Origin of the sequence: Rhizobium sp. SU303 (assembly GCF_021052345.1) — a bacterium.
Classification (GTDB): domain Bacteria; phylum Pseudomonadota; class Alphaproteobacteria; order Rhizobiales; family Rhizobiaceae; genus Rhizobium; species Rhizobium laguerreae.
This window is the reverse complement of record NZ_CP088095.1, coordinates 1,742,251-1,763,542: the sequence shown is the minus strand read 5'-3', so window position 1 is coordinate 1,763,542 and position 21,292 is coordinate 1,742,251. Positions and strand designations below refer to the sequence as shown.

Here is a 21,292-nt window from a genome sequence, read left to right as displayed (position 1 = left end):
ACCTTCAAAATTCGGATAAAAATATCCGAGACCGCTTGACATTCGGATAAAAATATCCGAATATGTCCTCATTGAAACGGAGACGGACATGGACAAGCGGGATCGCTTCATCGCTGAACTCAGAGACGAAGCAAAAGAGCGAGGCCTTTCCTTCCGGGTCAGCAAATCGAAGGGCAAGGGCGGGCATGCGACGGTCTGGATCGGAGACCGCTTCACGACCCTCCCGAGCCGGGAGATAGACCCGAAGACGGCATCGAAGATAAAAAAAGGTCTGGGGCTCACTTGAGCCCCGGACCTTCGTGGCGAGACCGCTTGCCCATGTCGAACAAGGCCAATCATGGCCGCATTGGAGACCGAACCATGAAGACTTACGCTTACGCGGCGACCTTCGAGCCGACCGAAAAGGAAGGCGGCTTCACCGTCACCTTCGCCGATGTGCCTGAGGCCATCACCGAGGGCGACGATATGGCTGATGCCCGCGCCATGGCCGCCGACGCACTCGGCGTCATCCTGCTGACCTATCTGGAAATGGGCCGCGCGCTTCCGGAGCCCACGGCCGGCGAAACGATGATCGCGCCGGAGCCCGAGATTGCCATGAAGATCGCCGTCATCGAGACCTTCCGTGAGGCTGGTATTTCGCGCAGCGAGCTGGCCCGCCGCATAGGCAAGGACGAGAAGGAGGCGCGCCGGCTGCTCGACCCTGATGTCATCACCAAGCTGCCGATGTTGGTCAGCGCGCTTAGAGCCATGGGCAAGCGATTGGTGATCGGCCTCGAGGCGGCGTGATGTGACAGTGGCATTAGCGGCCATCAGCCCCCCCCCCGCGACGATCGTCCGCGCCGCATTCAACGTCCGGCAGACCGCATCCTCGCCAACGTCGAGCAGCTTGCCGATATCGAGCGTGTCGAAATGTCCAGAATTCCACAGCACGATGGCCGCCAGCGCCTGGCGATCGTCCATCTTGCCGCTCATGGCGGATGATGTTGCCCGTCTTGGATCGGCCCTATCCAGCATGGGAGACCCTTTCCATGAACGGCGAGAGATCCTCGTCATTGGCGATCCGCAGCTGGCCGAGCCTCGTCAACGCGTCGAGCGCCAGGTCGAGGTCCTCGGGCCAGCGTTCGCGATGAAGAGCGATAAAAGGGGTCGCGCGGCTCCAGCCGCGCAGGTGATGCGGCTTGGTCACGCACCGCATGGAACCCACCTGCAAAAGGTCGAGGCCGAATTCGCGCGCCGTGCGATAGCACTCGACGATAGTCGGCGCGACGATCAGCAGTATGCGGGTGCGGGCGTCCTTCATGGAAGCACCGCCTCGCGTTCCGGCTGGCTGACCAGATTGCCGTCGAGCGGCACGTGGGGGCGGCCGGTGATCTGCTGCAGCCGCTCTTCCATGTTGCGCGCCTCGATCTCGAAGCCGCGCAGGATGAGGGCTTCGCCGACCTTGCCGCTTTCCCTTTCCTTGCTCTGCCGCAGGATGCGGATCGAATCGGAGAGCATTCCTCATGCCTCCGCCGTCGCGGGAGACGCCGCCGTGTTCAGCAATGTCCGGCCTTGCGGCGTCACGCAGTAAGTCGGCGCCTGCCCCCGCCCCATGGTGCCAAGTTTGACGACCAGGCCGCGGTCGAGAACTTCGTTCATCGCCCGCTCGAGCGCCACCTCGTAAAGCCCGGTCTCGGTCGAGACTTTCGCCTTTCCGGCCGTCCACCCCTGCCGCTCGCGGCCGATGCGACGCAGGAGCAGCAGGCCGTTGCGGCTGATGTCGATCTTCTCCAGCACTGCCGCCGGGATATCTTCCTGCTGCATCCGCTCTTCGGCTGCCTTCGGGATGCTGTAAACGTGCTTTGCCTCGATCAGGCGCTGCACAACCTGAGAGCCGATCCCGAGGATCGTGCCGATCGCCAGATCGCTTTTGCCGCGCTCGCGCATCAGTGCGAGGCATTCGCTGCGTTCATGCGGCAACATCGACATCAGGCCATCACGCGTGACGGCCGTCGGGCCGAACATCATCACTTCCATCTGGACACCCTTGGCTGGCTGGGGAAAACGGCGACATTTTCCGACGCGACGGCGGTTGCCGCGGCGTTGGCATTGGCGAAATCGGCAAACGAGGTGACGGGAGCGTCAGAAAGATCGGCAACGGCTTCGGCGAGGATCCTCGCCTCCGCTTCGCGCCGCTTGGCGTTCCACTCGTCGATGCGCTGAAAGAAGGTCTCGCTGACGCCCTCGATGTCGCCGGCGCCCTTGCGCCACTCCCACGCCATCTGCGCTTCATCGGGCCGGCGATCCGACCAGGCGAACCATTGGCCGATGCAGCGGGCGCCTTCAGGAATCTCTCGGATCGCGGCGGCTTCCGTCAGGATGCGAACGAACGGCGGGCAATCAGAGGGAAAGCAGCTCATCACCGACAGGCAGGCCCGCTCCGGATTATCGGTCACGATGAAGAGGCGGATGGGTTCGCTCATTCCGCCGCATCCATCAGATCGAAGAGGCTCGGCATGGCCTTGGCGCGGGCTTCAGCCTCGACATATTTGCAGCCGTCGAGGAAGTAAGCGGGGTTGAGTTCCACTGCCGCACCCTTCCGCCCGAGCTTCAAGGCCCGGTAGGGCACCGTCATCAGCCCGCCGAAAGGATCGAACACGGTTTCGCCCGGCTCGGTATATTGCGCGATCGCGCGGTCGACGATATCGAACTGCAGCGGGCAGAGGTGAAGCTCTCGGCCGGCGCCTGCCTGCAGCGTGTTCATCGACAGCATGCGGGTGACATCGGTCCAGACGTCGTCATGCTTGGAGTGCGGCGGCAGCAGCATGAAGGTCGAGGGCAGCATGCCGCGCTCTTCCAGCGCCTCGGCGATCATCACGTGATGCTCGAAATCATAGACCGCTTCGAGCTGATACTTTTTCCAGAGCTTGAAGATCTGGCTGGCGTCGAGCCCGAACAGTTCTTCCGGCTGCAGAATGCGGTTTCCGGATGACGGCATGAAGCCGTGCGCGTCCAGTTGCCAGCGGGCGCGGGAATAGCCGGCTGGATTTTCCCACTCCCTGGTCTCGCTGACATGCTTACGCTTGGCCTTCTTTACCGGCCGGTCGGCATAGCCGTTCGAGGAATCTGACGGCGGCTTGCGGAAGATCAGCAGATATTCCGGCATGCCGTTGCCCATGCGCGAACCATCCTTGCATTGCTCGGACCAGCCGAGCCGATAGGTCTGGTTGTTCTCGCGAACGACGTCCGTCGTGATCGTCTTGCGCGACAGGAAGGCGAAGCCGTGCCGTTTGAAGCGGGCGACGCAGTCATCGGAGAACGGATAGACGGTCTGGAAGCCGAGCCCGGTCATGCCGCCCGGCACGATCCGGTCCTTGACGTGGATCGCGGCGATGCGCCCCGGCGAAAGCACCCGCAGCAGCTCCGGGATCAGGAAATCCATCTGCTGCCAGAAATGGTCGTTGTCGTCGGTATGGCCGAAATCGGCATAGTTCGGCGAATATTCGTACTGCGTCGAAAACGGGATAGAGGTGACGATCAGATCGACGCTGTCAGCCTCCATCCGCTGGCATTCGACAACGCAGTCGCTGTTGACCAGGCGATAACCCTCGCCCTTCACCTCGATGCGCTCGACACCCATGGCACGCGTCAGAGAATCGGCCATCGCGGCCGATGACAGGCCGTATTCCTTGATGATCCCGGTCATGATCTGCATTTCCTCGGTATGCCGGCGCCACTTGCCTTCGAGGTTTTCGCGTTGCGGCCGCTCGGCTTCGGTGTAGATGAGGTCGATCAGCACTTCGTGCGGCTGCATGAAGCGGTAGCAGCGGTGCAGCGCCTGGATGAAATCGTTGAACTTCGGCCCGATACCGAAGAAGATTTCCCACCAGCAGGCATATTGAAAATTCGGCCCCGACCCGAGCATCTGCGGCTTGCCTGCCAGCTCGCGGATACGGCCCTCGGAAAAGTCGATGATCGCCTGTTCGCGTTCATCCAGACCCTGCGCGCCGTAGACGGAGACGACGTCGGGAATGGCTTTCTCGATCGCCTCGCGCTCCGCCTCGAGATCGTGCCAGATGATGCGATGGGCATCGGGGTTTTCCGCCCTCAGTTCCATCAGCTTGGCAAGCCGCACCGGCAGGCTGTCGCGCTTTTCGCGTGCCGCATCCGACAGCGAGGCGGCGGCATTGCGCAAAAGCCTGCCTTGGCCACTCCGTTCCAGGCCGGCGCTGGTATGGTCGGACGGCAGTTCGTGCCAGCGGATGCGCATCGGCGGCAGGTCATAGCCGGCGTCGTCGAAACCGAGATCGGACGGCTTCTGAACAAACAGCGCCCAGCTCGCCACCCAAAGCCAGAACTCACGCTCCTTGTGCGGATGGATGGTGAGCGTGTCGGCCTTCTCGGAATTGCGCTTGAAAAAGCGCGTCTTCGCCTGCCCGACATCCATGATTTCGAGATAGGCGGAATAGGCGAGCAGCTCGATGAACTGGTTGGGCGAAGGCGTCGCCGTCGCCACGAACTTGTAGCGGATACCCTCGAACAGCCGCATGAACTCGCGAAAGGTCTTCGAGCCGCCGAAGCCGCGAAGGCACGAGGCCTCGTCGAGCGAGGTGACGGCGAAGACGCGCGGATCGAGCTTGCCGTCGCGCACCGGCTCATAATTGGTCATGTAAAGCGGATAGCCCTTGCCGTCGGCTTGGGCCGTCTCGCGGATGAAGGTGAAGTGAGGAGCCCGGTCCGGCCGTAGCGCCAGCCAGGCGCGCAGCACCTTGCGCTGTTCGTCGGTAATGCGCGGATGCTCGCCCGTCGCCAGAACATGGGCATCGCCCTTGAACTCCTGTCGTACGCCGAGCGGCGCCACCAGCAGGCCCATGCCGCCGCACTTATGCGCGATGATCCGCAGCAGCTCGATCTGCATCATAGTCTTGCCGAGCCCGAAGGCGGCGAAGATCGCCCGCCGTCCGCCGCGGCACGCCCATTTGACGATCGCCTTCTGGTGCGGCAGGAGCAGCGGATTGATGTCGTCGTCGGAAAGCTCGAAGCCGCCTTCCGGCGCCATCTGGATCTTCGCGTGCAGGAACGAGCCGTAATCCATCCTATCGGCCCTCACCGCGCGCTACCGCTGCGTGTTCGGCGCAATAGGCGCTGTTCGGCGCATCCTGCCCGCGACGACGCCGGCCGCAGCACGGCATGTCCGGTCCGTCCGCATCCTCGAAATTCGTCAGCGGCCAGGCGCACTGCCAATGAGTGAGCGCTGAGAAAGAAACCCCATTGGGCGCGCCGCCCTTCAGCACCGCGCCGCGATGCGGAAAGCGGGCCTCGGCCGTCGGCTTGGGCAACCGGGCGATGATGCCGAGATCGGCAAGTCGCGCGGTCGCCTTGGGCGCTTCGAACTGCGGTTGTTTCGGCTTGGGCGCCTGCACCGGCTTGGCAGGCGCGACCTTGCGCACCCTCTCCTTCGGCGACATCGGAATGTTGCGCCCGCCGCCCGCCGGTCCGCCGCGATAGGGAAAGCGTGCACGCTCGCGGTTCATGACGCCGAGGACGGCGTTGCGGCTGATGCCGGGAAGCCGCGCGGCGATCACCGTGGCGGAGTTGCCATCCTTCCAGAGCTTTTCCGCAAGGTCGAGGCGTTCGGGTGTCCAGACGGACTTCTTGTTGTTCATGACGCGTCCGCCTTCTTCACGATCTGCGCAAGCGCCGCGATCAAGGAGGCTCCGTCGCCGCCATCATTCCAGGCCTTGACGGCGCGGCGCGCAGCCTTGGCGATTTCCTTGTTAGCCGCGCCGCGCTTCTGGCGGATGCGATCGCGATCGGACTTCTGTGTCGGTGCGCCGTGATCCATCAGAAGCGAACCTCTTTCGGCGCGACGTCGCCGCAGTGGGCGCAGTAGCGCTCGATCACTTCGGCAACTGCCAGCACGCGGTGGCAGCACGGGCATTCGTGGGTTCTGTCGGAGGTGATGACCGATTGGACAGTGATGTTGTGGGCAGCCGCGACCGCCGCGATATTCTTGGTCAGCTTTCTGGCCTTCTCCCGAAGAGCTTGCTTTTCCGAAAACATCATCGGCTCAGCCCTCCACCCGCCGGACGCGCGACAGCACGTCCTGCACGTCCATCATGTGGCTGTTGAGCTTGCGTTCGATTTCGCGCTTTTCGCCTTCGTCGACGGTCTCGTCGGCGATCGCGGCATGAATGGCGCTGACGACGGTCATCAGGCCTTCGAGCAGCTTGACCGTGTCCCTGACGCCGATCGGCGCTTCGACAGCGCCGTCGATCGGAACCAGCCGATAACCCTGGATCGAGGCGAGCGCCTGTGTGATGATCGGCGCACCGGCCGCAAGCTCGGTATCGAGCACCACGTCGATCGGCATGTAGTCGGGATAGTTGGGGCCGACATACTTGTTGACCTGGCCTTCGCTGACCCGGGTGAACTGCGAAAGCTGCTCGGCCGTGCCGGCCTGGCCGACTGCGGCGCGTGTCGCGGCCTTCAGTCTGGTCCAGTGATGTTCGTGCGAAGCGCGCATGGGCTTCCCCCTCGAAAAGTCAACGAAGTTTTCCGGCCCCGAACTTCGTTGGCGCGGGGACGATCGGTCGCTAGCAATGTTGGCGAGGCGTCAGATGGCTGACGCGGTCCGGCTTACGGGGGTCCGCATGCGAGACGGCAGAAACTGGTTGCAGGGGCAGGATTTGAACCTGCGATCTCGTGGGTATGAGCCACGCGTGATGACCGCTTCCCTACCCTGCGGAAGAAAAGCCGACCGACGCGCCTGGAGAACCGCGCGTCGGCCGGAGTTGGCGCCAAGTGAGGAAGGCGCACTGGGAGCGAATGTGAGGGACGCGCATTCATACCGCGGCCTCCGAAATGACTTCAGGAAAGTTGGCAAGCGCGTCAGGTCGATTTTGCTTCAGCCAATCAAGCCGCTGCTGATGCAGATCGTCGAGCGTGACCTGCCCATCGGTCGTGGCAATGATGCGAACCGTCAAAGGCGCATCCGGCCTGTTCTCGCCAGTCTCGTATCGCTGATAGGAACCGGCATATTTCAAAGACAGCAGCGTTGCCGCTTCCGCCATCGATAATCCCCGCATCTCTCGCCAACGCTTCATGTTCATGGAGCGAATATAGCGTTAAACGCGATATCCCTGTCAAGTGGAATTTAGCGTTTAACGCGATATCGCAATATCTCGTTAAACGGTAAATTCAGAACTATGTTGAGAATCAAAGAGGTACGCAAAAGTCAGGGGCTAACGCAGTCGCAGGTTGCGGATGCGCTCGGTATTCATTTGTCGAACTACAACAAGCTCGAAAACGAAACAGCGGACATTTCGATGAGCCGCCTGCAACAAATCGCCGATGTGCTCCACTGCGAAGTCGTCGACCTGATGGAAGGTCATGGGCAGGCGAGAACCGTGACCGTCAAACAGCACGTGGCAGCCGGCATTTGGAAAGAATCGTTCGAATGGTCCGAGGACGATTGGTACGAAGTCGCGGTGCCACATGATCCGGAATTCCGCGGCGTATCGCTCTATGCGGCCGAGACGCAGGGGCCGTCAATGAACCGGGTTTACCCGGATGGATCGGCCGTCATCTACACGAGCGTCCTGGAGACAGCCGAGGATCTCAAGGTCGGCCGCCGGTACATCATTGAGATCGAACGCTCGGACGGGTTGCGCGAAGCGACGATCAAGAAGCTCTGGCAGGACGACACCGGCAAAATGTGGCTTTTGCCAGAATCGGATGATCCTCGCTATCAACAGCCGATCGATGTAAGCGGAGCCGAGGGAGACAATATCCGCGTGGTCGGCAGGGTCGTATATTCTGTCAGGCGAGAGCCTTAGAAAAAGAGATAGCCCGTCCCGGCAAAGGCAGCGACGAGAAGCATAAGCGAGCCGAGACACCCGCTTTTGGGTGTTGCCGGTACAGTTTCATCGCCGTTCGAGATACTGATTTTGCTGCGAATTGCCGAACTGACAACGCCATCTGATCTTGGTGAACTTGGCACCAAACCGGCTCGTAGGAGTTCGCCGTAAGCGAGCTTGAAGCATGCGGTGTTCCGGCTGTCCCCGGTAATCCGTTGGCCGTCGTCGCCTTCGAAGCTACCGAACCATCGAAAGCCGCTGTCTGTTTCCCGCGCCGCTCTCCATAGCGACCGCATCCCGGCGTCATCTTGCAGGAGAGCATTCGTCGCGGTGCGCAGACGGTCATCCCCAGGATGGTCGATCATGGCGCCATGCCTATCGCATCCCGTTCGATAAACGCGATATGTGAACCACTCGGCGAGCTCACGGCCGTCACTATTTGACGAGACCTGCGAACAGATCCGCCTGTACAAACTTTCCTTCGATGTATAGCGCGTCACCTCGACCCGGTAATGCCGCGCGAGGCGACCGAGCGATGGCTGCATCGGCGATTTCCGTTCCTGCGCATTCGTGATCAAGTCGCTGGCTTCGTGCTTAGTAAGCGATCCGGACCATGACACACCCAGGTCTCGAAGATAATCCGTCTGACGCTCAGTCGAAGCCTCAGGCGGCTCCATCTCCACATCAATCGGTTGGATGCCTTCCAGCGACAGTGCCGCACGCAACTCGGCTTCGTCATAAGCCGAGCGCGACGCTTTGTTGGCCCGCCCTGTCGAAGCCTTGGTAAATCGATAGTTGAATCGCGGCATAAGCCCTCCGTCGCGTTCAACAACATATTGGCAATGCTAGCGAAACTTGGATATAGCGTTAAACGCGATATTCCCGCTTGACAAAATATAGCGTTTAACGCGATATTCCTTTCAATGCTCAGCGCTGCGCCGGGCAGCAGAGTGACCCTCTCGGAAAGGAACCGACCATGCACACCCTTCCCTACACATCCGCCTTTGCCCACGCAGCCATCGGCCGCGACGTCGCCGGCGAAATGGCGTCGTTTATGCGCGCCCATCCCGGCTGCACCTATGCCGACCTGCGTGCCGAAGGTTTCACCTCCCGCCAGATCGCCCGCTACCAGCTCGAAGCAAAGAACCTCGCCGATCGCCTGTCGACGCGTCGCGTCGCCTGATCCTCGATCGGCTTCGTCATGGCGCGCCCGTCACCCCTCGGGCGTCGCCATTGCGAAACCGATCTCCGGTTTCAGCAAAGTGAGAGGTTCACCGCATGACAACCACCATCATAGTCAAAGCCAACCATGGCTGGCCCGTCGACGTCTCTGCCTTTCATCCGAAGACCGGTGAAAAGATCGAACACTACGGCGGCCGCGTGCCAGCCGGGGAAAACCGGGACTTCATCTGCCATTCCGACATGGACCTGAAAATCCACGAAGTGCAGCCGGCCGAGATCGAGGACGAGCGTGAAGCCGCCGAAAATGCGGCTGCGGCAAACGACACCCGGGACGAAGACGCTGCAGGCTGATCCGCGATCGGCTTGGCTATGGCCCGTCCTTGGATGCGGCCATTTCCAAACCGATGAGAGGGCTTCTCCATGGATCATTTCACGCCTTTCAGTGCGCGCGTCGAGCCGCTGCGCGTCATCCCGCTCTCGCGGCCGCCGCGGGCGCCGTTCTGGCTGGTCGCGCTGATCTGCAGCATGTCATGGGCGATGGCGCTGCTGTCGCTGCTGGCTCTTGGCGTCTCGACCTATCACGGACTGTCGCAGGTCGAACAGCAGATTGCCTGGCAGGAGCGCGTCTGATGATCGAGATCGCCACGATCGCCGGATGGGGCCTTGCCGCGATCTTCATGATGCTCTGGCTCGTCAGCATTCGCATGCGCGACTATGCCCTTCATGACAGCAAGGCCGCACAGCGGATGGAGATGCGGATCGCGGTCGACTTCGTCACGGACGTACTCGAGCCGGCGACGAACGATCTCTTTGCCGCGGTCGAATTCCTGCCCGCCTGGTTGAGCGGCGACTGGAATGTCATCGATCATGAGTGGCCCGAATGGCGCCCTTACCGTGCCGCACGTCTCTCCGGTCGCAAGTGGGAGCCGGCAGCATGATGGCCGTGCGCCTGACCAAGGATCCGATCTTCGCCAATATCGGCCTCGGCCGCCGTATCGATATCGGCCTGGTCGATCCCGCCGCCGTCGATTTCCGGCTGATGGCGTCGACCCTGTCGAAGCAGGCGCGCTTCGGCGCGCGGAACGAAGGTCCGCACGCCCTGTCTGCGGCGCAGCATGCCGTCCAGGGCGCGCAGGCGATCCTGCGGGAAACCGGCGATATGCGGCTTGCCGGCCTCTTCCTGCTACGCGACGGCCACCAGTTGTTCATCGATGGCCGCAGCCGCCCGGCTGAGCAGCTGATGCACGTCAAGTCCGGTACCGACCTCGATCTGATCGTCAGCCAGATCAAAGGCGCTTGGGATCTCGCGATCTATCAGGCAGCCGGCATGCAGCCCCCCGATGCCTGGACGAAACAGACGCGCGCAGCCCTGCAGATGATGAACCTTCGCATGACACGCGCCGAGGCGATCACGCTGTTCGGCGAACATGCGGCAGCGGATTTTCCCAAGGTCGCCCCGCCGTTGACGATCGGCACCTTGCATCCATGGCCTGCCTCCAAGGCTGAGGTCGCCTTCATCGAATTTTTCCAGCGCGCCACCGGCCGCGCGATTTCCAATTGAGGTTCTGATGTCAGGCTCCGTCAACAAGGTCATTCTTATCGGCAACGTCGGCGCCGATCCCGAGATCCGTCGCACGCAGGACGGCCGACCGATCGCCAGTCTGCGCCTTGCCACGTCCGAAAGCTGGCGCGACCGGACCAGCGGCGAGCGCAAGGAAAAGACCGAGTGGCATACGATCGTCGTCTTCAACGAAGGCCTCTGCAAGGTCGTCGAGCAGTATGTGAAGAAGGGCTCGAAGCTCTATCTCGAAGGCCAGCTCGCCACCCGCAAGTGGCAGGATCAGGCCGGAAACGACCGCTACACGACAGAGATCGTGCTTCAGGGCTTCCACGGCAATCTCCAGCTCCTCGATCGCCGGCAGGGCAGCGGCTACCAGCCCGGCGGCGAACCAGACGATTATGGCCTCGACGGCGAACGCTCGGCGGGCGCGACGCGCAACGCCAGCCAAGGTGGCGGCGCACCGGCAAACAGCTTCTCCCGCGATCTCGACGACGACATTCCCTTCGCGCCCGAGTGGCGCTGATCCTCTCAATCGGAGACCAAGACCATGAGACGTAACGCCTATCTCGGAATCTCCCTCGCTGCTTTGGCAGGCATTTTCGGCATACATGCACCTGTCGTTACGACCGCACCAAAGCAGAGTGCCGTCTTGAGCGCCGTCCCCACGATTTCAAAGCCACCGAAGCGCCGCCGCTCGACCAACCGCGGACGTCCTTCAAACGGCAAGCGCGAGATCGCACGCCGCCTGCGTCAGATCGCGGCCGGTCAGCTGACCCGTAGCAACGGATTGGTGACGGCCGCGGAGCTGAAAGGCTACCGCGCCGCCGCCTGATTTCTTCATCTCAACACCGGCTCTCTGAAAGGACGCCCCATGCAGACAATACGCGATGCGCAGGCCCTCGTTGGCATGCTCGAACGAGGCGAGCTCAATCAGGAACTGACGGAGAAGATCGAGATCGTCGTCGAAAAGCTTCTGGAGCATTCCAACGAGCAGCCGAAGGCGACCTTCAAGGGCCAGGTCTCCGTTGTCCTCAACTTCGCGATCAAGAACGGCGTCGTCGAGGTCACCGCCGATCTCCCGCCGCCGAAGCTGCCGAAGATCCCGCGCAAGTCCAACGTCTACTGGGCCATCGAGGGCGGCAAGCTTTCGACCGAGCATCCCCAGCAGCACGACATGTTTCCCGGTCCTCGCGTGATCGACCGGACCCAGCAGTAAGCCCTTCAACCAGAGGAAAACAAAGTGGATCAGCTATCCGAAACAGCCGTCAAGGCCATCGCCGATCTCGCCGTCCAGGCAGACTTCGGCATCGATATCATCACCACGCCCACCGATGTGTCCGGCCTTCCCAAGGAAGTGCCCGTCCTCATCGACCCGAAAACCGGCAAGGCTGCCAGCATCAAGCAGCTCGTCGACGAATGGCGCCTGACCCCCGCTCGCAAGTCCGGCACGGCCAAGGTCCTGACGCTCGAAAGTTTCATCGAACTGGTCGAACGGCACAAAACCGAGCATTCCGCCATCTTCGCCGATACCGACTGGACGAAGCCCTCGCTGACCGCCGTGATCGACTATCACGCCAAGGTCAATGGCGGCGCGGCCGATAATGGCAAGCATCGGATCCACTATGAATTCCCGCTCTCCGACAGTTGGAAAGCATGGATCGGCATCAACAGCAAGGCGCTCGACCAGACGCAGTTCGCCGAATTCATCGAGGATCATATCGCCGATCTCGCCGCGCCCGACGAGATCGAGGAAGAGGATTGGCGGCACAAGTTCTCCTTCCGCGTCGCCTATCCGAACGAGATGGTCACCCTCTCGCGCGGCCTGCAGGTCGCCTCGGAAATGAAGGTCAAGAATGTCGTCTCGCTCCAGTCGGGCGCGGCGCAGATCAATTTCGAGGAAGAGCACCGCGACGCCAACGGCAACAAGCTCGACGTGCCAGGCATGTTCATCCTGTCGGTCCCGCCCTTCTTCCGTGGCGAGCCGACCCGCATCCCGGTCCGCCTGCGCTACCGGCTGTCGAGCGGCAAGCTCTTCTGGATTTGCCAGCTCTATCGCCCCGATGTCCACATCACCGAGCAGGTGGTGCGCGACATGGAACGCGCCGGCGCCGACACCGGTCTGCCCTATTTCCAGGGCGCGCCGGAAATGCAGGCCTGACAAACCGTCGGGCGGCATTGACCGCCCGACCTCCCATCCGAGAGGTCATCCATGTTCAAGGCTGAAAAGTCCGCCCTTCTGTCCGCCTTAGCGCTTGCCGGCAGCATCGTCGAGAAGCGCAACACCATCCCGATTCTGCAGAACGTGCTGATCGAGCGCGAGGAAGAACGGCTGATCGCCCGCGTGACCAATCTCGACATCGAGGCGAAGAGCTATTTCAAGGCCGTCTCGATCGACCCCGGCTTCGAGCCCTTCACGGTTCCGGCAGCACTGCTGGCCGATATCGTCCGCAAGCTGCCCGACGGCGCCGAGGCATCGGTCGAGCGCGCCAAGGCCGACCGCTTGGACAGCATCGTCCTGAAATCCGGCCGCTCGAGATTCGTCCTGCAGGTTCTTCCCGCCGGCGACTTCCCCGAAATGGTGATGGCGACGGGCGCCGTGCGCGTCTCCATCCCGGCCGATGAACTGGCAGGCGCGATCGGCGATTGTAGTCACGCCATCTCGACCGAGGAAACGCGCATCTACCTCAACGGCATCTATTTCCACCAGGTCGACGGCAGCGAGGATGCGACCTTCGTCGCGACCGATGGTCACCGCCTGGTGAAGAGGCTGACGCAGGCCGACATATCGGCCGGCTTTCCCGGTGTCATCATCCCTCGCATGGCCGTCCGCGTGCTGCAGAAGATCCTGCCCGACGCCGGCGATATCGATCTGATGGTGACGCCGAACCTGATCCGCGTCGTCGGCGGCTCGGCGATCGTCACCTCGAAGCTGATCGACGGCAACTTTCCCGACTATCTCAGGGTCATCCCGGCCGAAAGCACCATGGTCTGTACCTTGCCGGCGAAACAGCTCGGCGAAGCGGTCGACCGCGTCGCGACCGTCGCCGGTGATCGCGGCCGCGGCGTCTCCTTCACCTTCGCCGACCAGCAGCTCCGCCTGAAGGTCTCCAATCCCGACGCCGGCGACGCCGAGGATGAACTCGCCTTCGAGGGTCAGGCCGACCTGACGATCGGTTTCAACGCGAAATACGTCGCCGAGGCCTTAGCGCATCTCAGCGGCGAAAACATCACCATGTCGCTCGGAGGAGCAGGCGCGCCCGCCGTGCTGCGATCCACCATCGGCAGCCCCGAAAACCTGATCGTGCTGATGCCGATGCGCATCAACTGAGGAGATGATGATGAGCACTGAAGCCATCGACGATCTTGCCCGCTCTTCGCCCCGGGCATTGTCCTTCGTCTACAAGAACTGGCGAGGCGAAACCGCGCTTCGGCGGGTGCTGCCGATCCGCATTGAGTTCGGCCCTACCGATTGGCATCCGGAACCGCAATGGCACCTGGTCGCGCATGATCTTGAGAAAGGCGCGGCGCGCTTCTTTGCCATGAAGGATATCTCCTTCAACGATGCAGACGAGGAAACGCAGGCCACAATCAACGAGTGGATCAGCGCGACCTTCGGCGAGGCCGGCAGCAATATTTCCGTTGCAGCACGAGCCAACAAGGAAATGTCGGAATTGCTCATGGCGTTGGCAATCGATGACAATGACCCGGAAGCGGTGGTCGAGGCCGCCGACATCGTCATCATCCTGTTTCGCCTTGCGCATCGCTTCGGAGCCGATCTCCTTCAGGAGGTCGACCGCAAGATGGCAATCAACCGATCCCGCAAGTGGAACGTCGCCCATGGCCACGGCTACCACATCAAGGAGAATGGCTGATGCGGCTTGTCATCATCGAAAGTCCCTATGCGGGCGACATCGAGGCAAACACGGCTTATGCCCGCGCCGCGATGTGGGATTGCCTCGAGCGCGGCGAGGCGCCGTTCGCCAGCCACCTGCTCTACACTCAGGTCGGAGTTCTGGACGATAGCGATCCGATCCAGCGCCAACGTGGAATTGAGGCCGGCCTCTTGTGGGGCAAATTCGCCGAAGCCACGATCGTGTACACCGATCGGGGCATTTCAGCCGGAATGCATCAGGGCATCGATCGGGCCGTCGCGGAAGGAAGGCTGGTCGTTTATCGCTCCATCTCCGTACCGCTAGCACCGCCTCAGCAGCATGGGGTGCGAACCTCCGATCTAATCCAGGCACTCTCTAGACTGGCCGGCAACCGCCATTCTGATGGCGTCTCGTCGTTAGTCAGCAGCGAGGATCGCGGTGCGATTATCAACGGTTGCTACGATCTGATGATCTCTTCGCGTCAAGCTACTGCGCCTCAAGTGGTTGGGTCTCAAGCCCTTCTCGATGTAGCGGGCGAGCGTCGGCGCCAAGTCGAGGCGGAGGGCTGGACGCCAGAGCACGACGATCAGCACATGGACGCATCAATGGCGCTCGCGGCCGGCAGCTACTGTGAAAGCGCGGCTCGGCCCTCAATCCTTGCTCGGAAGCCCGGAGCGGCTTTTGCGATCCCTAAGCTCTGGCCGCAATCGTGGAGCCGCGACTGGTGGAAACCTAAGTCGCCTCGCGAGGATCTGGTGCGCGCTGCAGCCCTCATCATCGCCGAGATTGAGCGCCTTGACCGCGCCGCCGCAACGGAGGCCACCGAATGACCCTTCCTGTTCTCACCATGACGGGCATTGATGCCAAAACAGATCCGAAATGGATCAGGGCCATGCTCCGCAAGCTCGTGCTCAAAAACGGTTACAGCGGTCTCGAGTTCGCAATCCTCCGATCTCCCAAGGTCGACCAGTCCCCGCGCTACCCTAAGCGTGATGTCATCAAGCGCCTGATGAGCGAGGCCCATTCCGGCGATTTCGCCTATCACCTATGCGGCAGGTACGCCCGCATGGTGCATAGCCAGGAGTGGGCGGAACTTTGCGACATCATTGATTTCAGAGATGTCGGCCGCGTGCAGGTCAATTCTGCCGAGGCAGATGAAAAAGCCATCTTAAACCTTTGGCGCTTCAGCGTGCACATCGGAACCCCGGTTGTTATGCAGTGGCGCGGGAACGAGTTTCCAGCAGTTTCTGGCATTCATCTTCTGCAAGATCGCAGCGGCGGCCAGGGCATCGCCGAAACGACCTGGTCAACGCCCGACGCGATCTGCGTCAAGGCGAAGACCTTCATCGGCTACGCTGGCGGGCTCGGCCCGGACAACGTCCAGCAGGCGTTGAAGTCCATTCGGACAGCTTCACGAGGCCGCCGCTTTTGGATCGATTGTGAGAGCAGCCTGAGAACCGATGATTGGTTCGATCAGTCTAAGGCCGAGCAGATGGCGCACGCAGTCTATGAGGCGATGCCTGATATGTTTCAGGAGGCCAGAGATCAATGACGGCCACAATTCCCAGAAAACGCTGTGAGAATTGCTCGGCGTGGTGCAGCACTGATCGCGTATGGGGCAATTGCCACTACGCTTCCACCGAAGATCGCGACGGCACCAAGATCGCGCAGGCGACCTATGTCCGACTGGGAGACGAGAAGCAGGCCGAGCTGGAAACGAAATACAGTTTCGGCTGCGTTCTCTGGGCCTCTGCAAAGATGGCTGCGGGAGGATCTTCTCGATGACAACGCTCTACTCCGGCGACATTTCCAGCCTGCCCGATCTCGCTTTGTCGACTCGTCAGCCGTGGGCGCACGCGATCGTCAAGGGCTGGAAAGATATCGAGAACCGCAAGTGGAACACCCGCCACCGCGGATGGGTCTGCATCCACTCCAGCGCCTTCAATCGTCGCAACTTCGAAGACGACCACTCCGACTATAGCAATGTCGTGAGCGACTACGTCAACCAGGTGCCGTCCACTTTGCCGGCAAAGGACCTCGCCTTCGGTGCCATCATCGGCGTCGCCCGCATCGTCGACGTGACCATGCGCCATTCGAGCCCATGGTTCTTCGGCAAGTACGGTTTCGTGCTTGCCGACCAGCAGATCCTCGCCGAGCCGATCCCGGTCAAGGGCGCGCTTGGTTTCTTCGAATGGCGGCCGCGCATGATCGCTGCACCGGAGCCCGCAGCGAGGCCGGTAGCCGCACAAGGGAGCCTGTTCTGATGCAGACAGACCTTTTCCAGACGGATGCCAAACCAGCCGCCGCCATGATCATGTCCGCGGTTCTCTCCGGCGAGCCCGAACCGCTCTACCGCCCCGAGCTGCGCCGCGTCTGGGATAACACCCTTCCGATCCTCGTGGTCTGTATGCTCAACCCATCAAGGGCCGATCATCGCAAGAACGACCCGACCGTGCTGGCGCTGATCCACTTTGCCAAGCTCTGGGGCTATGGCGGCATCCTGATCGTCAACCTCTTCGATTTCCGCTCCTCTTCACCGAAAGAGATGATGGCCCACGCCGCACCGATCAGCGCTGAGAATAGCGGCTATATCGACGGCGCCTTCATCATCGCCCGGCACACGAATAAGCCGGTGCTCGCCGCCTGCCTTGGCCTGACCAAGGATGGTTATCCGAAGCACCCGATGGCGCGCGGCGCCCATCGCATCCCTCGCGATCAACAGCCGATTCTCTGGAAATCGGCGCAGGCGGGAGAGTAGCGATGCCCTCCGCCAACAAAGCCGAAACGAAGCGCGACCCTTTCGCGGACGAAATAGCAATGCGCCTCGCTATACGGCGTCTCGCCGCCGTCCAGCCGAAGGACCCGGAGACGATGACGATGGCGGAGCTCATTGCGGCCATCGATCGGCTTGCCGCCTCGGCCTGGAGGATCGCCCATGGGTGAGACGACTGAAGCATATGTCGACAAGCTGATGTCTATGAGCCGGTGCCCGGTGTGTGGATCCGATATCGCAGCCGAGACGCCAGCGACGAAGGGATCGACCTTCCCGCTAGCGACCGTGAGGTTCGTCTGTGGCGCGTGTTTCTGGGCGGACGGCCGCAGCATCATCTCTTCCTCCCCGTGCCGCTCTGGCTCGCTGCTGGCGGCACGGCTGATGTGTATCGAGGCGGAGGGCCGCGCCAGATGAGTAGCGATGCGACCTCGATCGCCCGCAAGGTCCCGCGGATCGGCCTCAACAGGTCGGAGGTCGCGCTTGCGATCGGCTTCAGCGCGAATACAGTTGACCTTATGGTCGCGGAAGGATTTCTTCCTAAGCCGAGAGTGTGGCACAGCCGAAAGATCTGGCTGGTTTCCGAGATCGAGGCATCGATGTCGGAATGGCCGGAAGACGGCGTGCCGCCGAGCAAGGGAGAGAAGGACGTCGACGACGGCGATAGCTGGAGGGCGTCCGTATGAACGACGTGGCCAATATCGATCTGCCCTATGTCGAAAAGAACAAGAGCCGGCATGGCACCGTGCGCTATTATCTGCGCATCGACGGCAAGCGCGTCTGCCGGCTGCCCGAGGACATCGACAGCGAGGAATTTTCCAAAGCCTACTGGAAAGCCCGCAATGCCGCTCTCCCGGCCGCCGATGGCGAGCCGACCGGCGCACGCACCATATCGTCGATCGTCAAGCCGAACACCTTCCGCTGGCTCTGCATGGAGTACATGCGCTCGGACGCCTTCAAGGCGCTCGACACTTCGACGCAGACCGCCAGGCGAAAGATCATGGAGGCGATGTGGCTGGAGCCAGTGAAGCCGGGCGGCAAGCTTCAATTTGGTGATATGCCCCTGCCCCACATGGATCACAACAATATCGAGGTGCTTCGCGACCGTAAGAAGGAAACACCCTTCGCGGCCGATGAACGCCTGAAGGTGCTGCGCCAGGTCTTCGACACGAAGAAGGACGGCAAACACATCGTTCCGAATGTCGCGCGCCTTGTCGACCCATTTGCCATTCACACCGATGGCCATGCGACGGCGACGCCCCAGGACCTCGCCCAATACATCGAGCACCACGGAATTCGTTCCAAGGCCGTTCTGTGTGTCGCCATCTTGATGTTCACCGGCTTCCGAGTATCCGATGCCTCGCAGCTCGGTCCGCAACACCGACGCAAGGACATGTTCAAGCTGCGGCTCTTTAAGAACCGCAATCGCAAGCCTTACGACATCGAGATCGCCATTCACCCGATTCTCGAATCGGTGCTCGCCATGCACAAGGTGACGGCGCTGACCTACCTGGTCACCGAGTTCGGCAAGGCGTTCTCGATCAAGGGGCTGGGAAACAGGATCTCGGATTGGTTCCGCCAGGCTGGTCTGCCGCATCTCACGGCGCACTCTGTCCGGAAGGGCTTGGCGACAGACGTTGCGCACAACGAGGCGACCGACAGCATGCTCGAGGCGATGTTCGGCTGGCGCGATGCAAAGACCTCAAAAATTTATACGAGAAATGCCGATCGCGCCCGCCTGGCGCGACAAACTGTCGCACGAATCAACTGGGACGGCGTCGGCACGAAGCTGCTCGCGATCATCGAAGAAAGCGACGTGGCGAATGGATAAACCGGGAACACATTGCCACACCTCGCCTTTGGTGTGGCGGAACGGTTCAAGTCCAAACTGCCACACCTCGAAAATTATCGAGGTTTTACAATTGGTTATCGCTATGGTGAAAAGATGTTGGAGGCCTCGCCCGGAATTGAACCGGGGTACAAGGATTTGCAGTCCTCTGCGTCACCACTCCGCCACGAGGCCTCACGCGCTCGTTATCTGAGCCGTGGCGAGCGTTTAGAATGATCGTAAGGAAATCGCAAGAGGGCATTTCGGAAAAACGCCATTCCGCTGCTGCCGAGAAGGCCATTTTTCCGTCCCGGAACGGCGCGGGCGCAGGCTGGAATTTCCATGGCCGCAACGATGCCCCATTTCCCGGCAATGATGGCATTTGAAACAAATTCTTAACTTGACTTCGATCCTCGTCCGGGCCTCAATTATGCCCGGGAGGGTATAGGAGCTGGCGATGGATTGGGCTGCCCTCAAATCGAAGCGCGTGCGTGCCGCATATGATGCCGAAACCCGGGATCTTTATGTAAAATTTCCCGGTTCCGCGCCGGTGAAACATGCGGATGTTCCGCCGCACGTCTACCAAAACCTGCTGGAAACGGATGATCCGCATTTCTACTACAAATATTATATAGCGCCGTGTCGCGTATCACAGGCGCATAGACAACCGGTCTCCGTTGCGTCCTACGCAGTCAAGCTCGTGCTCCTCCTTGCCGCCTGCAGCCTGTTGATGGCGACCGGACTCGATCCGGACCATGGTGGCACTTTCGAGGAAAGCGAACTCAGGTCCAACTAGACGCGAATGTGGATGAGCTGCGCGCCCAGCTCAATCTCAGGGCCTGCGACAAGGCGGCTGGTTCCGGTGCCGAAATTGTCGCTCCTGTTCTGAGAACGGTAGCGACGATTGTCCCGCTCGCGGTCATTCCTGTCGTCGCGATCGTTACGACCGTTGAAATTGCGATAGTTGCGCGGCCCGTTGTAGCTGCCGCCTTGACCATGGTCGACCACACAGCCTTCCGGACGGCGGCAGACGCCGCGCGCGTCGAAACCGCGGCTGTCGATGGCTTGGGCCTCGGCGGAAATGCCTGAAAGAACCGTCGCTGCCGACAGAGCGACCACAAAAAATGCCTTCATTTCCTCACCTGAACCATCGTGGTGCGTTTTCGCATTTTACACTGCATAAACCTCGAATGCGAAAAGCGATCCACAGTTCCACGAAGCCCCCGGGGTGGCTATCAGTCAGCCGGTTTCCGCCGCCTGTGCCACCAGACCGCCAGCCGCCGCCGAAGCCGGCGCGCGAAGGGCAGATCGTGCGAGAGCACGAGGAAGCCGAGCGGCAGCATCCAGAAACCCAGGATGGGCAGGAAACCCAATACGCCGCAGAAAATGAGGGCCATGCCGAGTGCCATCCGGGCGATGCGCGAGCGCGGCATGCCGATGCTGAAAGAGCCGAGAACAAGCCTGCCGCTTGCATGATCGATGCCGAAGCGCACTGCCTGTGCCTTGCGCTTCTCGCCGCCTCTCGTCTCCTGACGATCATTCACGTTTGCCATTCCCCAGAGATGGGCGCAGGCGTCCCAAATACAAGTTCATTTCATTTTTTTGAAAAAACCGCTTGGCAAATCGGGAAAGCGTTTGTATTAGCCCACTCACACCGCGCCAAGCAGTGATCCCTGGTAGCTCAGCGGTAGAGCATTCGACTGTTAATCGACAGGTCGCCGGTTCGAATCCGGCCCGGGGAGCCATTTTTTTCAAGTTGAGCGCCTGTTTCGTTGATAACTCCGAATGCAGGCGCTTTCTGCCCTACTTTCCCTCCCGCTTTTGAAATGCGCCCGGAGCGCAAAGCACATGCGATCAAAACTGATGGCAGCGGACGTCAGCGTTTCGTTTTTTTGGGTAAGGACGGGACCGAAGGGGTCAGCGGAACATTCCCGTTGGTGCATCGAACCACATTTGAGAAAGCAGTCGATATAGGAAAAATATGACACTAAGGTTCTGCGGTCGCCCCGATGATCGACTGGAATGATCAGCCAAGGCAACTAGCGCCCTCAGAGCGCGTGTCGTACATCTCGTCGTACCGTGGTTATTGCGCCTCCCCTCACCTAACCCTAAATCAGCACCCCCTAATCCTTGCGAAAATTCACGAGGCGCATAAATTCAATCTATCAGATCGCTTTTGCTGGTGACCACGGATGTACTGGCACCGTGCTGACGCAATCAAAGAAGGGTCGGCGCGAGCAT

The 21,292-nt window shown here is 61.1% G+C and carries 36 protein-coding genes and 3 tRNA genes; 24 read left to right on the top strand and 15 right to left on the bottom strand.

Annotation, left to right across the window (positions count from 1 at the left end; translation table 11 throughout):
• Positions 1-88 precede the first annotated feature (88 nt).
• Positions 89-286, top strand: coding sequence for a hypothetical protein (locus RlegSU303_RS08835; protein ID WP_222360007.1), 198 nt, complete (start codon positions 89-91; stop codon positions 284-286).
• A gap of 74 nt (positions 287-360) precedes the next feature.
• Positions 361-786: a type II toxin-antitoxin system HicB family antitoxin gene (locus tag RlegSU303_RS08830; protein WP_231283679.1), complete on the top strand. Its 426-nt coding sequence runs from the start codon at positions 361-363 to the stop codon at positions 784-786.
• 217 nt (positions 787-1,003) lie between these two features.
• Here RlegSU303_RS08830 and RlegSU303_RS08825 read toward each other — a convergent pair whose 3' ends face one another.
• From RlegSU303_RS08825 to RlegSU303_RS08775, 11 genes are all read right to left on the bottom strand, one after another.
• A complete protein-coding gene (locus tag RlegSU303_RS08825) occupies positions 1,004-1,300 on the bottom strand; it encodes a hypothetical protein (protein WP_231283678.1) in 297 nt (98 codons plus the stop codon).
• A complete protein-coding gene (locus tag RlegSU303_RS08820; RefSeq protein WP_231283677.1) occupies positions 1,297-1,497 on the bottom strand; it encodes a hypothetical protein in 201 nt (66 codons plus the stop codon). Before RlegSU303_RS08820 ends, RlegSU303_RS08825 begins: the two co-directional genes overlap by 4 nt.
• 3 nt (positions 1,498-1,500) lie before the next feature.
• The gene (locus RlegSU303_RS08815) at positions 1,501-2,016 is read right to left on the bottom strand and encodes a hypothetical protein (protein ID WP_231283676.1); all 516 of its coding nucleotides are present in this window, start codon (positions 2,014-2,016) and stop codon (positions 1,501-1,503) included.
• Positions 2,007-2,462, bottom strand: coding sequence for a hypothetical protein (locus RlegSU303_RS08810; RefSeq protein ID WP_231283675.1), 456 nt, complete (start codon positions 2,460-2,462; stop codon positions 2,007-2,009). The genes RlegSU303_RS08815 and RlegSU303_RS08810 overlap by 10 nt, the downstream gene beginning before the upstream one ends.
• The gene (locus RlegSU303_RS08805; RefSeq protein WP_231283674.1) at positions 2,459-5,074 is read right to left on the bottom strand and encodes a DNA methyltransferase; all 2,616 of its coding nucleotides are present in this window, start codon (positions 5,072-5,074) and stop codon (positions 2,459-2,461) included. Before RlegSU303_RS08805 ends, RlegSU303_RS08810 begins: the two co-directional genes overlap by 4 nt.
• Before the next feature lies 1 nt (position 5,075).
• On the bottom strand, positions 5,076-5,645 hold the full coding sequence (locus tag RlegSU303_RS08800) for a GcrA family cell cycle regulator (RefSeq protein ID WP_231283673.1): 570 nt from the start codon (positions 5,643-5,645) through the stop codon (positions 5,076-5,078).
• Positions 5,642-5,824, bottom strand: coding sequence for a hypothetical protein (locus tag RlegSU303_RS08795; protein ID WP_231283672.1), 183 nt, complete (start codon positions 5,822-5,824; stop codon positions 5,642-5,644). The genes RlegSU303_RS08800 and RlegSU303_RS08795 overlap by 4 nt, the downstream gene beginning before the upstream one ends.
• The gene (locus RlegSU303_RS08790; protein ID WP_231283671.1) at positions 5,824-6,045 is read right to left on the bottom strand and encodes a hypothetical protein; all 222 of its coding nucleotides are present in this window, start codon (positions 6,043-6,045) and stop codon (positions 5,824-5,826) included. The genes RlegSU303_RS08795 and RlegSU303_RS08790 overlap by 1 nt, the downstream gene beginning before the upstream one ends.
• Before the next feature lie 4 nt (positions 6,046-6,049).
• Entirely contained in the window at positions 6,050-6,505 is a 456-nt protein-coding gene (locus RlegSU303_RS08785) for a hypothetical protein (RefSeq protein WP_231283670.1), read from the bottom strand.
• 145 nt (positions 6,506-6,650) lie between these two features.
• Positions 6,651-6,726: transfer RNA gene (locus tag RlegSU303_RS08780), tRNA-Met, on the bottom strand.
• Positions 6,727-6,824: 98 nt separating this feature from the next.
• Positions 6,825-7,052, bottom strand: coding sequence for a hypothetical protein (locus tag RlegSU303_RS08775; RefSeq protein WP_231283669.1), 228 nt, complete (start codon positions 7,050-7,052; stop codon positions 6,825-6,827).
• A gap of 135 nt (positions 7,053-7,187) precedes the next feature.
• Here RlegSU303_RS08775 and RlegSU303_RS08770 point away from each other — a divergent pair, with 135 nt between their 5' ends.
• Positions 7,188-7,817 (top strand): LexA family transcriptional regulator, encoded by a 630-nt coding sequence (locus tag RlegSU303_RS08770; protein ID WP_231283668.1) that lies wholly within the window; start codon positions 7,188-7,190, stop codon positions 7,815-7,817.
• On the opposite strand, the gene RlegSU303_RS08765 is transcribed toward RlegSU303_RS08770, so the two are convergent.
• The gene (locus RlegSU303_RS08765; RefSeq protein WP_231283667.1) at positions 7,814-8,647 is read right to left on the bottom strand and encodes a hypothetical protein; all 834 of its coding nucleotides are present in this window, start codon (positions 8,645-8,647) and stop codon (positions 7,814-7,816) included. The two genes, RlegSU303_RS08770 and RlegSU303_RS08765, sit on opposite strands and share 4 nt — an antisense overlap.
• 167 nt (positions 8,648-8,814) lie before the next feature.
• Here RlegSU303_RS08765 and RlegSU303_RS08760 point away from each other — a divergent pair, with 167 nt between their 5' ends.
• The 19 genes from RlegSU303_RS08760 (at position 8,815) to RlegSU303_RS08670 (ending at position 19,054) form a co-directional block, all read left to right on the top strand.
• Entirely contained in the window at positions 8,815-9,021 is a 207-nt protein-coding gene (locus RlegSU303_RS08760; protein ID WP_231283666.1) for a hypothetical protein, read from the top strand.
• A 95-nt stretch (positions 9,022-9,116) separates the two neighbouring features.
• Complete coding sequence (locus tag RlegSU303_RS08755) at positions 9,117-9,371, top strand: hypothetical protein (protein ID WP_231283665.1); 255 nt, start codon at positions 9,117-9,119, stop codon at positions 9,369-9,371.
• A gap of 69 nt (positions 9,372-9,440) precedes the next feature.
• Positions 9,441-9,650: a hypothetical protein gene (locus tag RlegSU303_RS08750; protein ID WP_231283664.1), complete on the top strand. Its 210-nt coding sequence runs from the start codon at positions 9,441-9,443 to the stop codon at positions 9,648-9,650.
• Positions 9,650-9,958 (top strand): hypothetical protein, encoded by a 309-nt coding sequence (locus RlegSU303_RS08745; protein ID WP_231283663.1) that lies wholly within the window; start codon positions 9,650-9,652, stop codon positions 9,956-9,958. Before RlegSU303_RS08750 ends, RlegSU303_RS08745 begins: the two co-directional genes overlap by 1 nt.
• Positions 9,955-10,581, top strand: a complete 627-nt coding sequence (locus RlegSU303_RS08740; RefSeq protein ID WP_231283662.1) for a hypothetical protein — start codon at positions 9,955-9,957, stop codon at positions 10,579-10,581. The genes RlegSU303_RS08745 and RlegSU303_RS08740 overlap by 4 nt, the downstream gene beginning before the upstream one ends.
• 7 nt (positions 10,582-10,588) lie before the next feature.
• Positions 10,589-11,104: a single-stranded DNA-binding protein gene (locus tag RlegSU303_RS08735; RefSeq protein WP_222359949.1), complete on the top strand. Its 516-nt coding sequence runs from the start codon at positions 10,589-10,591 to the stop codon at positions 11,102-11,104.
• Positions 11,105-11,128: 24 nt separating this feature from the next.
• Positions 11,129-11,413, top strand: a complete 285-nt coding sequence (locus tag RlegSU303_RS08730) for a hypothetical protein (protein ID WP_231283661.1) — start codon at positions 11,129-11,131, stop codon at positions 11,411-11,413.
• A 39-nt stretch (positions 11,414-11,452) separates the two neighbouring features.
• Positions 11,453-11,797 (top strand): hypothetical protein, encoded by a 345-nt coding sequence (locus tag RlegSU303_RS08725; protein WP_094230901.1) that lies wholly within the window; start codon positions 11,453-11,455, stop codon positions 11,795-11,797.
• Positions 11,798-11,821: 24 nt separating this feature from the next.
• Positions 11,822-12,739 (top strand): DUF2303 family protein, encoded by a 918-nt coding sequence (locus tag RlegSU303_RS08720; protein WP_231283660.1) that lies wholly within the window; start codon positions 11,822-11,824, stop codon positions 12,737-12,739.
• Positions 12,740-12,790: 51 nt separating this feature from the next.
• The gene (gene dnaN, locus RlegSU303_RS08715; protein WP_231283659.1) at positions 12,791-13,909 is read left to right on the top strand and encodes a DNA polymerase III subunit beta; all 1,119 of its coding nucleotides are present in this window, start codon (positions 12,791-12,793) and stop codon (positions 13,907-13,909) included.
• Positions 13,910-13,919: 10 nt separating this feature from the next.
• Entirely contained in the window at positions 13,920-14,453 is a 534-nt protein-coding gene (locus RlegSU303_RS08710; protein ID WP_231283658.1) for a MazG-like family protein, read from the top strand.
• A complete protein-coding gene (locus RlegSU303_RS08705; RefSeq protein ID WP_231283657.1) occupies positions 14,453-15,283 on the top strand; it encodes a DUF7768 domain-containing protein in 831 nt (276 codons plus the stop codon). The genes RlegSU303_RS08710 and RlegSU303_RS08705 overlap by 1 nt, the downstream gene beginning before the upstream one ends.
• On the top strand, positions 15,280-16,005 hold the full coding sequence (locus RlegSU303_RS08700) for a hypothetical protein (protein WP_231283656.1): 726 nt from the start codon (positions 15,280-15,282) through the stop codon (positions 16,003-16,005). The genes RlegSU303_RS08705 and RlegSU303_RS08700 overlap by 4 nt, the downstream gene beginning before the upstream one ends.
• Complete coding sequence (locus RlegSU303_RS08695; protein WP_231283655.1) at positions 16,002-16,238, top strand: hypothetical protein; 237 nt, start codon at positions 16,002-16,004, stop codon at positions 16,236-16,238. The genes RlegSU303_RS08700 and RlegSU303_RS08695 overlap by 4 nt, the downstream gene beginning before the upstream one ends.
• Complete coding sequence (locus RlegSU303_RS08690) at positions 16,235-16,717, top strand: ASCH domain-containing protein (protein WP_231283654.1); 483 nt, start codon at positions 16,235-16,237, stop codon at positions 16,715-16,717. The genes RlegSU303_RS08695 and RlegSU303_RS08690 overlap by 4 nt, the downstream gene beginning before the upstream one ends.
• Positions 16,717-17,211, top strand: a complete 495-nt coding sequence (locus RlegSU303_RS08685; protein WP_231283653.1) for a DUF1643 domain-containing protein — start codon at positions 16,717-16,719, stop codon at positions 17,209-17,211. Before RlegSU303_RS08690 ends, RlegSU303_RS08685 begins: the two co-directional genes overlap by 1 nt.
• A gap of 2 nt (positions 17,212-17,213) precedes the next feature.
• Positions 17,214-17,396 (top strand): hypothetical protein, encoded by a 183-nt coding sequence (locus tag RlegSU303_RS08680; RefSeq protein ID WP_231283652.1) that lies wholly within the window; start codon positions 17,214-17,216, stop codon positions 17,394-17,396.
• Positions 17,397-17,636: 240 nt separating this feature from the next.
• The gene (locus RlegSU303_RS08675; protein WP_231283651.1) at positions 17,637-17,909 is read left to right on the top strand and encodes a hypothetical protein; all 273 of its coding nucleotides are present in this window, start codon (positions 17,637-17,639) and stop codon (positions 17,907-17,909) included.
• Positions 17,906-19,054 (top strand): tyrosine-type recombinase/integrase, encoded by a 1,149-nt coding sequence (locus RlegSU303_RS08670; RefSeq protein WP_231283650.1) that lies wholly within the window; start codon positions 17,906-17,908, stop codon positions 19,052-19,054. Before RlegSU303_RS08675 ends, RlegSU303_RS08670 begins: the two co-directional genes overlap by 4 nt.
• A 118-nt stretch (positions 19,055-19,172) precedes the next feature.
• Here RlegSU303_RS08670 and RlegSU303_RS08665 read toward each other — a convergent pair.
• A tRNA-Cys gene (locus RlegSU303_RS08665) sits at positions 19,173-19,246 on the bottom strand.
• A 262-nt stretch (positions 19,247-19,508) separates the two neighbouring features.
• On the opposite strand from RlegSU303_RS08665, the gene RlegSU303_RS08660 reads away from it, so the two are divergent.
• The gene (locus tag RlegSU303_RS08660; RefSeq protein ID WP_017960183.1) at positions 19,509-19,847 is read left to right on the top strand and encodes a KTSC domain-containing protein; all 339 of its coding nucleotides are present in this window, start codon (positions 19,509-19,511) and stop codon (positions 19,845-19,847) included.
• On the opposite strand, the gene RlegSU303_RS08655 is transcribed toward RlegSU303_RS08660, so the two are convergent.
• Both RlegSU303_RS08655 and RlegSU303_RS08650 read right to left on the bottom strand, forming a co-directional pair.
• Positions 19,844-20,185, bottom strand: a complete 342-nt coding sequence (locus RlegSU303_RS08655) for a hypothetical protein (protein ID WP_168265874.1) — start codon at positions 20,183-20,185, stop codon at positions 19,844-19,846. The two genes, RlegSU303_RS08660 and RlegSU303_RS08655, sit on opposite strands and share 4 nt — an antisense overlap.
• Before the next feature lie 101 nt (positions 20,186-20,286).
• Complete coding sequence (locus tag RlegSU303_RS08650; RefSeq protein WP_065279711.1) at positions 20,287-20,604, bottom strand: hypothetical protein; 318 nt, start codon at positions 20,602-20,604, stop codon at positions 20,287-20,289.
• A gap of 117 nt (positions 20,605-20,721) precedes the next feature.
• Between RlegSU303_RS08650 and RlegSU303_RS08645 the strand changes: the two genes are divergently transcribed.
• Positions 20,722-20,796: transfer RNA gene (locus tag RlegSU303_RS08645), tRNA-Asn, on the top strand.
• The last annotated feature ends 496 nt before the right edge of the window (positions 20,797-21,292 follow it).

What these genes read in the sequence shown, in the direction of transcription:
- RlegSU303_RS08790 (WP_231283671.1), bottom strand. Translation starts at nt 6,045, where the DNA reads ATGATGTTTTCGGAAAAGCAAGCTCTTCGGGAGAAGGCCAGAAAGCTG.
- RlegSU303_RS08800 (WP_231283673.1), bottom strand. Translation starts at nt 5,645, where the DNA reads ATGAACAACAAGAAGTCCGTCTGGACACCCGAACGCCTCGACCTTGCG.
- RlegSU303_RS08680 (WP_231283652.1), top strand. Translation starts at nt 17,214, where the DNA reads ATGCCCTCCGCCAACAAAGCCGAAACGAAGCGCGACCCTTTCGCGGAC.
- RlegSU303_RS08730 (WP_231283661.1), top strand. Translation starts at nt 11,129, where the DNA reads ATGAGACGTAACGCCTATCTCGGAATCTCCCTCGCTGCTTTGGCAGGC.
- RlegSU303_RS08805 (WP_231283674.1), bottom strand. Translation starts at nt 5,074, where the DNA reads ATGGATTACGGCTCGTTCCTGCACGCGAAGATCCAGATGGCGCCGGAA.
- RlegSU303_RS08655 (WP_168265874.1), bottom strand. Translation starts at nt 20,185, where the DNA reads ATGAAGGCATTTTTTGTGGTCGCTCTGTCGGCAGCGACGGTTCTTTCA.
- RlegSU303_RS08765 (WP_231283667.1), bottom strand. Translation starts at nt 8,647, where the DNA reads ATGCCGCGATTCAACTATCGATTTACCAAGGCTTCGACAGGGCGGGCC.
- RlegSU303_RS08675 (WP_231283651.1), top strand. Translation starts at nt 17,637, where the DNA reads ATGAGTAGCGATGCGACCTCGATCGCCCGCAAGGTCCCGCGGATCGGC.
- RlegSU303_RS08710 (WP_231283658.1), top strand. Translation starts at nt 13,920, where the DNA reads ATGAGCACTGAAGCCATCGACGATCTTGCCCGCTCTTCGCCCCGGGCA.
- RlegSU303_RS08695 (WP_231283655.1), top strand. Translation starts at nt 16,002, where the DNA reads ATGACGGCCACAATTCCCAGAAAACGCTGTGAGAATTGCTCGGCGTGG.
- RlegSU303_RS08755 (WP_231283665.1), top strand. Translation starts at nt 9,117, where the DNA reads ATGACAACCACCATCATAGTCAAAGCCAACCATGGCTGGCCCGTCGAC.
- RlegSU303_RS08740 (WP_231283662.1), top strand. Translation starts at nt 9,955, where the DNA reads ATGATGGCCGTGCGCCTGACCAAGGATCCGATCTTCGCCAATATCGGC.
- RlegSU303_RS08670 (WP_231283650.1), top strand. Translation starts at nt 17,906, where the DNA reads ATGAACGACGTGGCCAATATCGATCTGCCCTATGTCGAAAAGAACAAG.
- RlegSU303_RS08700 (WP_231283656.1), top strand. Translation starts at nt 15,280, where the DNA reads ATGACCCTTCCTGTTCTCACCATGACGGGCATTGATGCCAAAACAGAT.
- RlegSU303_RS08750 (WP_231283664.1), top strand. Translation starts at nt 9,441, where the DNA reads ATGGATCATTTCACGCCTTTCAGTGCGCGCGTCGAGCCGCTGCGCGTC.
- RlegSU303_RS08830 (WP_231283679.1), top strand. Translation starts at nt 361, where the DNA reads ATGAAGACTTACGCTTACGCGGCGACCTTCGAGCCGACCGAAAAGGAA.
- RlegSU303_RS08795 (WP_231283672.1), bottom strand. Translation starts at nt 5,824, where the DNA reads ATGGATCACGGCGCACCGACACAGAAGTCCGATCGCGATCGCATCCGC.
- RlegSU303_RS08810 (WP_231283675.1), bottom strand. Translation starts at nt 2,462, where the DNA reads ATGAGCGAACCCATCCGCCTCTTCATCGTGACCGATAATCCGGAGCGG.
- RlegSU303_RS08835 (WP_222360007.1), top strand. Translation starts at nt 89, where the DNA reads ATGGACAAGCGGGATCGCTTCATCGCTGAACTCAGAGACGAAGCAAAA.
- RlegSU303_RS08825 (WP_231283678.1), bottom strand. Translation starts at nt 1,300, where the DNA reads ATGAAGGACGCCCGCACCCGCATACTGCTGATCGTCGCGCCGACTATC.
- RlegSU303_RS08815 (WP_231283676.1), bottom strand. Translation starts at nt 2,016, where the DNA reads ATGGAAGTGATGATGTTCGGCCCGACGGCCGTCACGCGTGATGGCCTG.
- RlegSU303_RS08685 (WP_231283653.1), top strand. Translation starts at nt 16,717, where the DNA reads ATGCAGACAGACCTTTTCCAGACGGATGCCAAACCAGCCGCCGCCATG.
- RlegSU303_RS08705 (WP_231283657.1), top strand. Translation starts at nt 14,453, where the DNA reads ATGCGGCTTGTCATCATCGAAAGTCCCTATGCGGGCGACATCGAGGCA.
- RlegSU303_RS08690 (WP_231283654.1), top strand. Translation starts at nt 16,235, where the DNA reads ATGACAACGCTCTACTCCGGCGACATTTCCAGCCTGCCCGATCTCGCT.
- RlegSU303_RS08650 (WP_065279711.1), bottom strand. Translation starts at nt 20,604, where the DNA reads ATGGCAAACGTGAATGATCGTCAGGAGACGAGAGGCGGCGAGAAGCGC.
- RlegSU303_RS08735 (WP_222359949.1), top strand. Translation starts at nt 10,589, where the DNA reads ATGTCAGGCTCCGTCAACAAGGTCATTCTTATCGGCAACGTCGGCGCC.
- RlegSU303_RS08660 (WP_017960183.1), top strand. Translation starts at nt 19,509, where the DNA reads ATGGATTGGGCTGCCCTCAAATCGAAGCGCGTGCGTGCCGCATATGAT.
- RlegSU303_RS08770 (WP_231283668.1), top strand. Translation starts at nt 7,188, where the DNA reads ATGTTGAGAATCAAAGAGGTACGCAAAAGTCAGGGGCTAACGCAGTCG.
- RlegSU303_RS08745 (WP_231283663.1), top strand. Translation starts at nt 9,650, where the DNA reads ATGATCGAGATCGCCACGATCGCCGGATGGGGCCTTGCCGCGATCTTC.
- RlegSU303_RS08820 (WP_231283677.1), bottom strand. Translation starts at nt 1,497, where the DNA reads ATGCTCTCCGATTCGATCCGCATCCTGCGGCAGAGCAAGGAAAGGGAA.
- RlegSU303_RS08760 (WP_231283666.1), top strand. Translation starts at nt 8,815, where the DNA reads ATGCACACCCTTCCCTACACATCCGCCTTTGCCCACGCAGCCATCGGC.
- RlegSU303_RS08725 (WP_094230901.1), top strand. Translation starts at nt 11,453, where the DNA reads ATGCAGACAATACGCGATGCGCAGGCCCTCGTTGGCATGCTCGAACGA.
- dnaN (WP_231283659.1), top strand. Translation starts at nt 12,791, where the DNA reads ATGTTCAAGGCTGAAAAGTCCGCCCTTCTGTCCGCCTTAGCGCTTGCC.
- RlegSU303_RS08785 (WP_231283670.1), bottom strand. Translation starts at nt 6,505, where the DNA reads ATGCGCGCTTCGCACGAACATCACTGGACCAGACTGAAGGCCGCGACA.
- RlegSU303_RS08775 (WP_231283669.1), bottom strand. Translation starts at nt 7,052, where the DNA reads ATGGCGGAAGCGGCAACGCTGCTGTCTTTGAAATATGCCGGTTCCTAT.